Here is a 13,214-nt window from a genome sequence, read left to right as displayed (position 1 = left end):
TGCGTCCGCTATAATGTCCAATTAATTTTGACACGCAGATCGGCCGTACCCTCCATCTTGGAGACAAAATAAGAGATAGATTTCATACCAAGCTGGTACAAGTCCTGCAAATCTTCAATCAGGCTGTTCTCTGTTCCTTTATATCTGAACGTCAGCGAAGTGCCGCCCTCTTTAATTACAGCTTGGACTTTGGTTTTAAGCACTGCCCGCTCCTTAACCGCATCCTGTTCATCATAGAGCGAGTACTCCAATGCGTGGTACAGCTTCTGATATACCTCCTGCTTGCTCCCTGGTGCTTTCACAAGCTTAAGCAGCGCATCACGATAAGGCGCAGGTGCCGCAGGGTACTTGTTTTTGCCTGTCCAGACATGGTCACGCGCCATCTCTTTATCACTTAGCAAATAATAATTATGACTCACCTTGCCTTTACGGTCAGGTGTCGGATCATCCCATGTTGTATCCATGTGATACCACTGGCCATCCAGTTTTACCAGATTCCATGCATGAAGCTGTCCGCCTGCTGTACCTTCGACAATACGATTCTCGATCCCTACCCGTTCCAGCATGCGGTATGCAAGCAGCGAGTATCCTTGACACACAGTACTGCCTGTAGCTAATCCGTCGTAAGCTGTATATTTTTGCAATGAAGTATCATAAGAGACATTCAGCACAATCCAGTCATGAATCACCTTGACCTTCTCATGGTTGTTCATACCGGGTTTGATAATTTCTTTCAGAACATTGGCGACTTTCCGATTGACGTAATCGGTCTGTGCTTTCGTCTCCCGGTAAGAGAGGGTCACATTCACCTCGGCTGATGTATTCGAGCCTTTATAGTTAAAAGCATAACTTTTTACCGTATATTGAATATAGGGGTCGCTCTTCATTGCTTCGTCGATAGAGGTCTGCAGCTGTTTTTTCAGGCCCTTTACATTGCCCTTATAGGTAAACACTAGTTCCTCTTTACGTTGTGACATCGCGTTTAACAGCGTCTGACGCAAATCCCTCACTGTGGATAATTCGGATGTACCCGAGGCAGCATACAATTGATCCAGATCAACCGTACGTGGAAGCCAGGCCGCAGCAAGACAGCCGGCCAGCAATAAGGTAATCACTCGTTTAGCGTTCTTGGCCATGAAAGGAACCACCCCTCTTTACAGCATTCTTATGCTTTATTGTATCATAAAAAGTGCTGCATTCCTTGTTCTATATTTCTCATACCAGTGCAGTCAAATTTAAAAGGGACCTTCCACGGAAGGCCCCTTGATTATCAGCTGCAGTCATCACGTTTCCGGCTTCTCTTCATCCTATGTCCCTGCACTGCAAGTTATGAACTTCGTTCGTTCCGGATTAATATAGGCGGCTGCCGCTCATAAATGTATCTGTCTTTCCCTGCAGCTTGGCAAGGCGTTCAAGGACTTGAGAAGCTTCAGCTGCGGTTACTTTGCGTGCAGGCATAAATCTTCCCTCAATAGAAGGAAGCAAACCAAGCTTCAGAGTCAGAGAAACAGCACCCTTGCTGTTGATTGCACCAGCATCAGCAATATTCGGCAGGTCTGACGGCTGCATGTAATATCCTGCCAGCTTCTCGTAACGCAAAATACGCACAAGCAGCACAGCCAATTCCTCACGTGTCAGCTCTTCCTCGGGTTTCAGCTGCTTTTCAGGATCTGCTCCCTCGAGCCAGCGTTGATCCATTAACACCTTCACTGCTTTGTAATACGGACTGTCCGGAGATACGTCAGCAAAAAGTCTGTCATTGCTGTCGCTGTTATAGTACATATCCATGTTCGGATTAAGAGCTCTTGCCAAATAGTTGAACCAATCCCCACGTGTAATGACACGGTCCGGGAATACACGCCCCTGCTCGTCAGGCAGCAGTACGTTATGCTTGGTCATATTACGCAAAGCTGATTCAGCAGTGTGACCGGCAATATCTGTCGGTTCTACCTGAGATGCTGCATCTACCCCACCGTAGGTGAAGAACCATTCTCCTGTATTTGCATCCAGCAATTCGTCAGAATTATAGATCGATTTCTTACCGCTTACAGGTACATAAGCCAGGTTTACTCCGAAAGGTACAGGTTCACTGCTGCCCAGACTATATCCGCCGTGGCGAGTATAATTCAGCATCAGCTTGTATTTTTTCAAATAAAGTTCCTTGGCTTCTTCGTAACTAATCGCAGGTTTGATATCTGTCGGAAGTTGTTCCGCCGATGCCGCCAAGCGCGTATAAAACTCCGTAACGGCCCCATCATTCATGACCTGAACTTGCGCCGTATCATCCTGAACCGGAATTCCATTCAGATAACGCTGGAACAGGAACGTACGGGCATCTTTCGTTTCAATGATTCTGGACAGCTGATACTGCTCTTTTGCATTCGGAACAGCTGCAATGATCGTATTCATCGCTTTTTTCTCAGCCTGCTGCGGAGTAACAGTCCTGCTCTCCTTCTCCTGAGATGGCTTCTCCTGCCCCATCTCTGGTCCAACCCGCTGCATCAGCGTATAGCTGTACACCTGTCCTGTCACTGCATCGACCTGAGCAGAGATGTCGCGCATAAACATATACGATATGTTTGCATTCCGGTTGCTCCAGCTCAAACTCCACACCTGATTGTTCATGTCACCATAATTCCCTTTGGTTAACTGGCTGTGCTGCAGTTTGTAATCCTTGGGAATATCAAAGTGAGCTGCAACTCGATCTACCGCCTGCTGCACATTCAAACGCTGACCGCCTGCCGCTGCAAATGCAGCTGCATCTCCTGTCACCTTTTTATTAAGATACAGGCTGTCCTTGTTCACAGCCTTACCAGTCAGCGGATCAATTCTTTCCAACGTATTCGCGTTAATCGGTCCAATGCTGTCGCCTTTTGGCAAATAACCAAGAACATATTGTTGACCTTTTTTCGAAGAAAAACGCTCTTTGGAAATATAGGCCAATTCTACATCTAATCCATCCTCAAACATCTGTCTGGCTTTCTCTTCCGATGCCTTCGGCTTGGAGGATGGATATTTCGCCGAGATCGTCGACCTTGAATAGGATACGACCTGCCCTCTTTCATCCACACTTATGTAGACTGTCTCTGCATCCGACAATATTCCATCATGTTTTAAGTTATAACCAAACTGATATTGAGCGCGGCCAAACAGCGCCTGCTGCTCCATCGGTGAATACATGTCTCCAAGCGATTCATACTGGCCTTCCTCAAGTCCAGGGATCGCCTGATACAGCAGTTCCACAGCTGTCTTTTCAGCTTCTTCCTTGGTCAGCCGAACATCGGTTGCGGATAATCGCCCTTCCAAAAATTCAGATGGCAGATGTACGCTGAGTACTTCCCCTGTACCTGCATGCACATTTGCGCTGAACCCCATTGTGTGATTGCCCTGTGTGACTTGAAATCCGATATCCCATGCCTTGTAATCCGGTGGCGGATAGGAATTCGGCGAATCAAAATTCGCAGACGAGATCGTTGCTTTTTTTAATAACGGAAACAGCTTTAATATATTTTCAGCGGCTTGCCTGGATGAAATCTTTGCACCCTCTGGCACGTCATTGCTTGTTACGTCTAGTTGTTCATTTTCCCCCGTCACGGCTTTACTCACTGAGCCTTCTCCAGCTTGAGCAGCGAATGCGCTGCCTGTGAAACCCGGAGCCTGTGTCGTAAACAGTAATGCTGCCATTGCTGATGCTGCGGCTTTGGCTGTGAACGTTTTAAGCTTTCCATTCATTTTCCAATCCCAACTCAAAATGGTTACCTCTCCCTTCAATTTCATACAGAATGCATCATAAATGATCTTGTATGAATATTGGCATTCTATTCTATGATACCATAAGCTTCCTTTTTAATCGCTGTTTTCCGGGTAATTTTACGATTGTGAATTTATGTATATGGCTGGAAGCAACAAAAAAACGCCAATCTTGCCGGCGTTTTTCTCTATCTCTCAGCTATTTTGTATCCATCTATAAGCTGTCTTTTTGGATATTCTGTTTAGGTTTACCTTCAGCCTGCATTAAGATCTGTACTGGTCTGCTCTGCTGCAATTTCATCATGTGCAGCAGCCGGTTGTGAAACGGAATGAACATGCGTTTTCAGAAACGGAATAACCGCGTTCCAGAAAGCCGGGTCTTCCTCGGAGCAGCTGTGTCCTTTGCTGTTAACCCAAAGATGCTCTACAGGCGGATCCGCTTTGGACATAAAATATTCCAACTCACTCGGCGGAATAAAATTATCCCCTTTGGAATGCACCATCAGCAGCGGCAGCTGCACGCCTTTTCGCCGTTCATTCAGCAGCATGACCGGATCATTCTGCCGATAAGTCTTCAGGGATTCACCCAACCGCCAGAACCAGATGCGGGGAATTAATTGCGCCAGAGGAAACAAAGGCAGACGCCGGCGTCTCAGCTCCGAACTGACAATGACCTGAAACTGGGATGGCATGGAGTCGGTGATGACGGCTGATACCGGAATGCCTTCTGTCAGTGCGAGAATTGTCCCCAGTCCACCTAGAGAATGACCTAACACACCAACAGCTTCCGGGTTAATCTCGGATCGGCCGGATACATAGGTTAGTGCAGCCAGCAGATCATCCCTGAACAGGTATGCTGAAGCAGCATGAACTGGATCACTGGCGCCGTGGCTCCGAACATCATACATGAACAGAGCATATCCCGCTTCCCAGATCGGGCGTGCATATCGCAGCACACGCGAACGATTGGAACCCCAGCCATGTGCGATAATGACGAGCGGCCAAGGCTTGGGAACATCGGGTCTCGCTGGAATAAACCAGCCCTGCACTCGTCCTCCTCCACTTTCAAAGGTAATGTCCTCAAAGGGCATGGGCGGTGTTATCGTAATCGGAATTTTTTTGGGTGTCTGGCTTTTTACCGCCGCCTTCCATAAACCTCCCGCCGTTACCGCAGCCACAGCCAGCATACCACCAATCATCGTTCTCGCTTTCACAAGGCGTCTCTCCTTTCCGCTAATGGCCATATGTTCATCATACGATGTCATAATCAACTGTGCGTTAAATGATTTTCACTTTTTGTGATATAAATATCAAACAAACTCCTTCTATATATACCCCGCTGCTCCTGTACTGCTTTCTATATTGTTGTTTTTGAACGTATTTGGTTAGATTAAAGACTTTTTTTCGCCCGTTCCTGTTGCACTTCCCTCTGTTTTGTGTTTCAGACAGGAAATATCATGCCTTTTAACCATCACGTTAGGTCCGTTTAGTGTATTATTCGATACAAAAAAACCTCTTTATCGCAAAGAGGCCGTCTACGGTAACATCCATGTTCATTATAGTTATCTGAAAAGAGGAGTAACAATGAGTACTGTTACCCGCTGCTAACATGCCGCTATCGAAGTCCTTCTGCCCATACGCTATGCGTTCTCCAGCACACTTTCCTTCTCCAAATCCTTAAAATATCGATCATTGTAGAGCATGCTTGGATGAGTCGGATGATAAGCCAGTGCAGTATCATTATGCTCCTTGGCCTTTGTCCGATTACCCATTCGGTCGTAACATACGCATAACTGCAGATGGGGCATCCAGGTCCATGCAGCCTCGTTTAACACAACCATCGGATCCGCAGGACGGATCGCCTGCACGGCCTGTTCATACCAAAAAATAGCTTGGCGGTAGTTTTCTCTATCGGCAAAATATCCCCCCAGACGACAGCACACCTCGGCTCTCGGCAGATCATAGGCAAAGGCTCGAAACAACGCAGCTGCTTCCCGCTCCGGCCGTTTCAGGAATGCCTCGCAATCCGCTATTTTCTGGCAGGCTGCAATCCGATCCTCCACCCAGCCTAGTCCAGTATTCAGAAATTTTTCGTAATAGGTTATCGCTTCTTCATAATGAGCATGGTCTTTGAGTTCATTGCCGAAGTAATAAAGGTCACGCGGCGAGAAATCTTCACCAGCCTGCTCTCGTTTGCGATAAATCTGCAGATTACGATCTGTGTACACCTTGTCTTTTTTATGGGTCACAGCGATGTCACTGTGCAGTAGATTGCCTGCTGCATCCAGGTATTCATGCACCGCCCCGATCCAGCGAAAATGGCGATCACGCCGTACCAGACGATTCCGCCGCAGACTGTACGCCACCCTGCCCTCTGGCGTAAAGGAGAGGTTATAATCCATGGTCACGCTGTCCACCGCGGGATCAAGCGAGCGTTTCAACGTAATCAGCTTCGCACGGTCCACGGCTTCAAACACATCGTCAGCATCAAGCCACAAAATATATTCGCAGGATGCTTGATCAAATGCAAAATTCCGTGCCGCAGCAAAATCATCTACCCACTCAAACTCAAAAATGCAATCGGTGTAACGCGAAGCAATCTGACGTGTCCGGTCGGTAGAGCCTGTATCCACGATGACGATCTCATCCGCAATACCGTTTACCGAATCCAGACATCTGGCAAGGGAGGCCTCTTCATTTTTCACAATCATACATAAGGTTATGCTGATCGCCTCTTTGCCTCGTCTGACTCTGCGGTTATAGGCAAGCGCCCCCGGCAGCTCGGATAAACGATAGATGTGGTAGGCAGGCAGGTGAGTATCCACATACAGTTGAAATCCATATGCCTGAGCACGAATGCAAAAATGACGATCCTCTCCCCAAAAAGATACATTCGGAATCCGGTCAAAATTCACTCCTGCTTCAAGTACAGACCGCCGAATCAGTGTACAGGCACCTAACCCGCCTACCTCATAACATCCCGGGATGCGCAGCTGTTCAAGAAAAGCATTCGTCTGTGCGTCCTCATCTTCCGCTTCCGTTCCCGCAGGAGCTGAACCGCCTCGTCGATAGAGTGCGTACTCATCCTGAAGCCAGACCTGCGGCATTTCCTTGGCTCCCGGCTGCCAGCGTGTCCAGAAAATGTTGGATACGATCTCTTTGCCGCTGGAGGCAAGCTGTTCGAGGGTTCGCGGGTGCAGCACCAAGTCGGAATCAATTAGAAACACAGCATCATAGTGATGTTCACGTGCAAAATGTAAAATGTAGTTTTTCAGTTTGACAACGCGCCATACCTGTTCATTCCTCCAGTAGTGCCCTCCTTCATCCTTGTTGTAACTCCCCTGGTCCTCCGTACATTCCACATCTGTCACTTCACGGGCCTGAATTACCGTCCCGTCATGTCGAAGTATAAAATCATGCAGCATTTGGGAGGAAGCCTTCTCTACATTGTCGTCCACAAACAGGTATGCTGTCTGAACAGTACTTCGATCAAGCGTCTGCAGGGAGCCCAGAAATTCATTCAAAATCACCGCTGTCTGCCGCACAGGGCTGGCGATCAATATACGATCTTGGCCGTCTTTTAACTTCGGAAGGTCTTGCAGGTCTTGGTGGTCTTGCAGATCTTTCAGCTTTTGCAAATCGTGTGTAGGGTTTTCATCCTCCTGCGCCAGCCGCTTCTTTTCCTTCTGCTCTTTCTTCAACGAGCCCACTCCCTTCTGCTTAATCAGTCCATGTAATAAGCCGCGGGGCTGCATCCAGTATCGACTCATACTGCTCCTTCCAGCCATACCGTGCCTCCGGGTCCAATGTCTGGTATCTCGCATATTTACGGATACGATCTTCTTCCCTGGCCCAGCCGTAGTGTTTCACTTTTGGGGCATGACATGCATAAGGCAGATGCTGAATGCTCACAGGAAATCGGCCGCAGTGCTGCGGTGTTTCCTTCCATTCATAAACCATCCCTGGACGATATTTAATAAGAAAAGGTCGATAATACGCATGCGCCTGCCAAAATGCATCCTCCCGGTACGCGGTTTCACTCCACATATCATACAAACGGAAATAAATGGCTTCTTCCGGTCCGTTTAATAACTCATCACGCAGAATGCCGAAGTCCTGCGTTAAAATCTCGTCCGCATCCAAATTAAGAATCCATTCCGGGTTAACCGCCGTTGTCTCTTCCCACTGCTGCTTCCTCAGCCTTACCTCATCAGAAAACCGGGACACCGGATTCTCTACCAGCACAAGCGGAATTCCATCTAAAAGTTCCCTGCACAACGCCGCCGTTCCATCCGTACTCCCATCATCAATAATGACAGCCTGATCAATCCAAGGACGATGCGTCTCCAGAGCTTCTTTGAGATAACGTCTCTCCTCATTGCGAACAATCATCGATAAAGTGATATGCGGACTATTTCTGGCAGGCTGCTCCTGTTCCATCCAAAACCTCACCCCCGTACTTCCTGTTTCTCTTCCATTAATGCAATCTTTCTGAACGTTTAATGCAATTTTTCTGAACACTTTATTGATGCAATTCTTCTGAACACTCTATATCCAATCTATGCTCAGCCCGGATGCGGTTATGCAGGGTACAATCATTGAGATGACCTAAGAAACATATGTTTCCTGCTGTGCAGCGACCATATCGTTACCTCTTTTCATAGGGCCTTACTGCGGCTCATAACAAAAAGAAGCATTCGCCTGTGCGAATGCTTCCTGAATACGTTCTCTATCCATGGACTCGTAACTTATATCATATGAAAAATACCACGATCCAAAATTCCACTTAGCGATATGCCGCCAAACGATCATTTATACCACGTGTCTGTCCATACACCTCTTGATAAAGGGCAAACAAATCATTATATACCGCTGCCGTCTCAGGATTCGGTACATAGGACTTCGCCGGACGAATAAATGCCGCCGCACACTCCTGCATCGTCGGGAACCAGCCACTTCCATAAGCGGCCAGCATCGCTGCGCCCATTGCCGGGCCCTGCTCGCTCTCCAGCTTCACAATCGTGGCATTGAAAATGTCGGCCTGCATCTGCAGCCAAGCTTCGTTCTTAGCCCCGCCACCAATCGAAATAACTTCGTTTACGGTTTTGCCTGCGCTGCGCAAAATATCGATTGACTCGCGCAGGGAGAACGTAATTCCTTCCATAACGGCACGTCCGAAATGCTCCAGTTTGTGCCCGGCATCCATGCCGATAAAACTGCCGCGGATATTCGCGTCCGGGTGAGGAGTACGCTCTCCGACGATATATGGTGTGAACAAGAGACCATGACTTCCTGCCGGAATCTGATCAATGCCCTGCAGGAGCACATCAAATGATTTGTCTGCGGCAAACGTATCTTTAAACCAGGAAAGACTGTATCCTGCTGCCAATGTCACGCCCATAATATAGAAGGCATCTTTCTCCCCGTGATTAAAAAAGTGAACCTTCCCTTCGAAATCCAGGTCTTTCCGTTCTTCGTACGAGAGGACCACTCCGGACGTACCGATGCTGCACATCGTTTGTCCTTCACTTAAGATACCTGCGCCAATGGCTCCGCAGGCATTATCCGCACCGCCAGCAAAAACTTTGGTTGCCTGCGCCAGACCGGTTTGCTCCGCAATCGCAGGCAGCAGCGTGCCAACTTCGTCGAAGGATTCAACCAGACGTGGGCACAGGGACATCGGCAGGTTGAATGCTGCCGCAATCTCTGAGCTCCATTGTTTGCCGGCCACATCCAGCAGCAATGTGCCTGCTGCATCGGAATAATCCATGGCGTAATCCCCCGTCAGGCGATAACGGACGTAGTCTTTTGGCAGCAGGAATAAAGCCGCTTGTTCAAGCAGTTCAGGTTCGTTTTCCTGTACCCACAAAATTTTGGGCAGTGTAAAACCTTCCAGTGCACGGTTCCGGGCAATGCTGAGCAGCTTGCTGTCCAGTACATTCTCGATCCGGCGGCACTGCGCTGTCGTTCTGGTATCGTTCCACAGGATGGCATTACGCAGCGGTTTGCCTTCTGCATCCACCAGCACCAGCCCGTGCATCTGTCCCGAGAAACTTAATCCTTCAATCTCGGATGGCTGCACACCCGATACTTCCAGCAGCTTGCGGAGCGACACAATAGTCTGCTCCACCCAATCCTCTGGATTTTGTTCGCTATATCCAGCCTTAGGCTGGTACAAAGGATATGCCTCTGATGCCTCAAATGCCACTTTGCCTTCGCGATTAACCAAAACGGTTTTGACCGCACTCGTTCCGAGGTCGACGCCGATTACATAACTCATAAGTATACTCCTTTCGTTTATACAGGATTGAAACCTTAGGTCGGCATGGAAGGCCATTCCGTGTGCAGAAAACCCTTCGATCGCCCTTACCCCGGATTTCCTTATTCCCCCTTTTCCAAGGGTGAAATCCGGTTGTAAATGCGAACACTTCGTTTCTCCGGGTTCTTTCTGCCCACTCCGTTTCTGCATGCCCCTTGTAACGTTGCTTTCAAACGGGACAACCGTTCTCGTTTGAGGCAGCTCGGGCTCCAACAATGACAACAAACCGTCCCCGCCTTCCCAGAGGAAAGCGGGGACGGTTTGAATGTCACGCTTATTCAACGTCCAGGGTGCAGCATACTTTTGCACCTAGTAGGAAGAGGTATGATTCCTGCTTTATCTGCGGCAATGATCTAGTCATAGAATCATAGGCAGTTCGTTCGGACATGAATCTACTCTTCCTCTAAGACTGTTATTAGTCAGCCAAGATGTATTGATTAAGTTTTGCTCTCAACAGTTCCTGACGTCCGGATTGGTTTTTGCGTGGGTTTTCGTTGTTCAAAGCATACTCAGCCAATGAAGCAAGTGTTGCTTTACCTGCAACAACATCTGCACCGATGCCTTCGTTGAAGCTGCTGTAACGCTGCTCGATGAATTCATCGAATACGCGGTCTTCAATCAGCTTGGAAGCTACTTTCAGACCTTTCGCATACGTATCCATACCTGCGATGTGAGCCAGGAACAGATCCTCAGGTTCGAAGGAGCCACGGCGAACTTTAGCGTCGAAGTTTACGCCCCCTTTGCCCAGACCGCCGTTTTTCAACACTTCATACATGGTCAGAGTAGCATCATACATATCAACCGGGAACTCGTCCGTATCCCAGCCAATCAGCAGATCGCCTTGGTTGGCATCCAGGGAACCGAGCATGCCATTGATACGTGCTACGCGGATTTCATGGTCAAATGTGTGACCTGCCAGCGTTGCATGGTTCGCTTCAAGGTTCAGTTTGAACTGTTTGTCGAGATCATATTTTTGCAAGAAAGCAATCGAAGTTGCTGCATCAAAGTCATATTGGTGTTTTGTTGGCTCTTTTGGTTTAGGCTCAATCAGGAACTGAGCGTCGAAGCCGATTTCTTTCGCATAGTCAACAGCCATGTGGAACATACGAGCGATGTTGTCCTGTTCCAGCTGCATGTCTGTGTTCAGCAATGTGTCGTAGCCTTCACGGCCGCCCCAGAATACATAGTTTTCTGCACCTAGGCGTTTACCTACTTCCAGACCTTTTTTGATCTGAGCTGCTGCATGAGCATATACATCAGCGTTGCAAGTGGATGCTGCACCGAACATAAAACGTGGATTGGAGAACATGTTAGCCGTGTTCCAGAGCAGCTTTTTGCCGCTTGCTTTCATGTGCTCTTCGAGCAAATCAACGATTGTATCGATGTTGCTGTAGAATTCACGCAGTGATGCCCCTTCTGGAGCCACGTCTACATCGTGGAAACAGTAGTATGGCAGATTCATTTTTTCCATGAATTCAAAAGCCGCTTCTACACGAACTTTCGCTTTATCCAAACCGGAGTAGCTGTCCCATGAACGTACTGCTGTTTCAGCACCGAACGGGTCGCTTCCGCCTGCAGTTAATGTGTGCCAGTATGCCATACCGAAACGGAAGTGCTCTTCCATCGTTTTGCCAGCGACAACTTCTTGTGGATTATAATGTTTAAAAGCAAATGGATTCTTGGAATCTTTACCTTCGAATGCAATCTTATTAACGGATTCAAAATAGGCCATGTGATAAATGCCTCCTCAAAAGTTTTAAAAGAGTTTGTATAAGAAATCGTTTACAACGTTATCCTAACACATCATTTTAACTTTGTCTATCGGTTAAACAAAGTTAAATAAAATTGTTTTTTCCTTGTTCGTTTACGCTATAATAGTCGAATAGCTTCTTAGCGGATATACATGAAATCCTTTGTTACGAAGAATAGGAGTGCCTAAGCGATATGAAAATTACTGGCGACCAGATGCTGGTCAAAAAAATAAACAAGTCGATCGTACTCGATACGATCCGGCGCCATGCCCCCCTTTCCCGGGCCAAATTGTCCGAAGTGACGGGTCTGAACAAAGCAACGGTATCCAATCTGGTCGCGGATCTGATCAGTGACGAACTCGTGCAGGAGATTGGCCCCGGAGAGTCCAGCGGGGGGCGCAAGCCGTTGATGCTGCTTTTCGCGGAACAGCGGGTTATGCAGTCGGACTGGAGCTGACGGTCACCCGTTTGAAAGGCGTGCTTTCCGACCTCGAGGGCCAAATCGTTGCCGAATATGCCGCCGATCTGATGCAGCATGATGCAGCGTCTGTTTTCGAACAATTAAAGCTGGCAGCAGATTACCTGATCGGGCAGGCTCCTCCCTCCCCTCATGGCGTGATCGGCATTGGCATCGGTGTTCCCGGGATGGTCGATGAGCAGGGCACTGTGCTGTTTGCACCCAACCTGAAGTGGGAGATGGTTCCTTTGCGGGCGATGATGGAGGACAGCTTCAAGCTTCCTGTTACGATTGATAATGAAGCCAATGCGGGAGCGCGGGGCGAGCTGAACTTTGGTGCAGGTATTGGCGTGCGTCATTTAATCTATATCAGTGCAGGCATCGGGATTGGTTCAGGTATCATCGTTGACGGTGAATTATACAAGGGAGCCTGGGGGTATGCGGGTGAGACTGGACATATGTCCATTGAAGCAGAGGGCCTGCCCTGCTCTTGCGGTAATCGGGGATGCTGGGAATTGTATGCCTCGGAAAAAGTATATGAGCACCCGGATCAGGAGCATCTGCCTGGGCGTACTACCAAGGAATTGATTGAACTGGCTCAGGAGGGTCACGAAGCTGTACTGAACTTGTACGAAATGGTTGGACGCAAGCTCGGCATCGGCATTACCAATATTGTCAACAGCTTTAACCCGGAACGCATCATTATTGGCGGCCCGCTTTCAGAAGCCAAACCCTGGATTGAGTCTGCACTCAAACAGGTGGTTGAGGAACGAACCCTGCCATATCACCGCCGCAGTCTGCAGGTGGAATGGGCTGCGCTCGGCAGCCGCTCGACCCGAATCGGGGCAGCCTACGCTGCAATATCCCAGTTCTTAGGTAATGTGCGCGTCTCTGTTTAATATTCAGCACAAAAACATATAAAATTGACAAGATTTCG

Annotated in this window: 7 protein-coding genes and 1 pseudogene; 1 reads left to right on the top strand and 7 read right to left on the bottom strand. The window is 48.4% G+C overall.

The features are described from left to right. Positions 1-8: 8 nt before the first annotated feature. From ABXS70_RS01285 to xylA, 7 genes are all read right to left on the bottom strand, one after another. Entirely contained in the window at positions 9-1,136 is a 1,128-nt protein-coding gene (locus ABXS70_RS01285; RefSeq protein ID WP_366293371.1) for a transglutaminase domain-containing protein, read from the bottom strand. A gap of 214 nt (positions 1,137-1,350) precedes the next feature. Then, positions 1,351-3,777, bottom strand: coding sequence for a YcdB/YcdC domain-containing protein (locus tag ABXS70_RS01280; protein ID WP_342552820.1), 2,427 nt, complete (start codon positions 3,775-3,777; stop codon positions 1,351-1,353). A 227-nt stretch (positions 3,778-4,004) separates the two neighbouring features. Continuing rightward, positions 4,005-4,964, bottom strand: coding sequence for an alpha/beta fold hydrolase (locus ABXS70_RS01275; RefSeq protein ID WP_342552821.1), 960 nt, complete (start codon positions 4,962-4,964; stop codon positions 4,005-4,007). A gap of 426 nt (positions 4,965-5,390) precedes the next feature. Further along, positions 5,391-7,520 (bottom strand): glycosyltransferase, encoded by a 2,130-nt coding sequence (locus ABXS70_RS01270; protein WP_366293367.1) that lies wholly within the window; start codon positions 7,518-7,520, stop codon positions 5,391-5,393. Continuing rightward, positions 7,471-8,202 (bottom strand): glycosyltransferase family 2 protein, encoded by a 732-nt coding sequence (locus ABXS70_RS01265; protein WP_366293364.1) that lies wholly within the window; start codon positions 8,200-8,202, stop codon positions 7,471-7,473. The genes ABXS70_RS01270 and ABXS70_RS01265 overlap by 50 nt, the downstream gene beginning before the upstream one ends. Positions 8,203-8,536: 334 nt before the next feature. After that, positions 8,537-10,030, bottom strand: coding sequence for a xylulokinase (xylB, locus tag ABXS70_RS01260; RefSeq protein ID WP_366293361.1), 1,494 nt, complete (start codon positions 10,028-10,030; stop codon positions 8,537-8,539). 454 nt (positions 10,031-10,484) lie between these two features. After that, entirely contained in the window at positions 10,485-11,801 is a 1,317-nt protein-coding gene (xylA, locus tag ABXS70_RS01255) for a xylose isomerase (RefSeq protein WP_123065876.1), read from the bottom strand. A gap of 212 nt (positions 11,802-12,013) precedes the next feature. Between xylA and ABXS70_RS01250 the strand changes: the two are divergent. Beyond that, a pseudogene (locus ABXS70_RS01250) lies at positions 12,014-13,176 on the top strand (ROK family transcriptional regulator). Positions 13,177-13,214: the final 38 nt, after the last annotated feature.

It is taken from the genome of Paenibacillus sp. AN1007 (assembly GCF_040702995.1).
Lineage (GTDB): Bacteria > Bacillota > Bacilli > Paenibacillales > Paenibacillaceae > Paenibacillus.
The sequence above is the reverse complement of the archived record's forward strand: the minus strand, read 5'-3'. Positions and strand labels throughout refer to the sequence as shown.

What these genes read in the sequence shown, in the direction of transcription:
- ABXS70_RS01285 (WP_366293371.1), bottom strand. Translation starts at nt 1,136, where the DNA reads ATGGCCAAGAACGCTAAACGAGTGATTACCTTATTGCTGGCCGGCTGT.
- xylB (WP_366293361.1), bottom strand. Translation starts at nt 10,030, where the DNA reads ATGAGTTATGTAATCGGCGTCGACCTCGGAACGAGTGCGGTCAAAACC.
- ABXS70_RS01270 (WP_366293367.1), bottom strand. Translation starts at nt 7,520, where the DNA reads ATGAGTCGATACTGGATGCAGCCCCGCGGCTTATTACATGGACTGATT.
- ABXS70_RS01280 (WP_342552820.1), bottom strand. Translation starts at nt 3,777, where the DNA reads ATGAAATTGAAGGGAGAGGTAACCATTTTGAGTTGGGATTGGAAAATG.
- xylA (WP_123065876.1), bottom strand. Translation starts at nt 11,801, where the DNA reads ATGGCCTATTTTGAATCCGTTAATAAGATTGCATTCGAAGGTAAAGAT.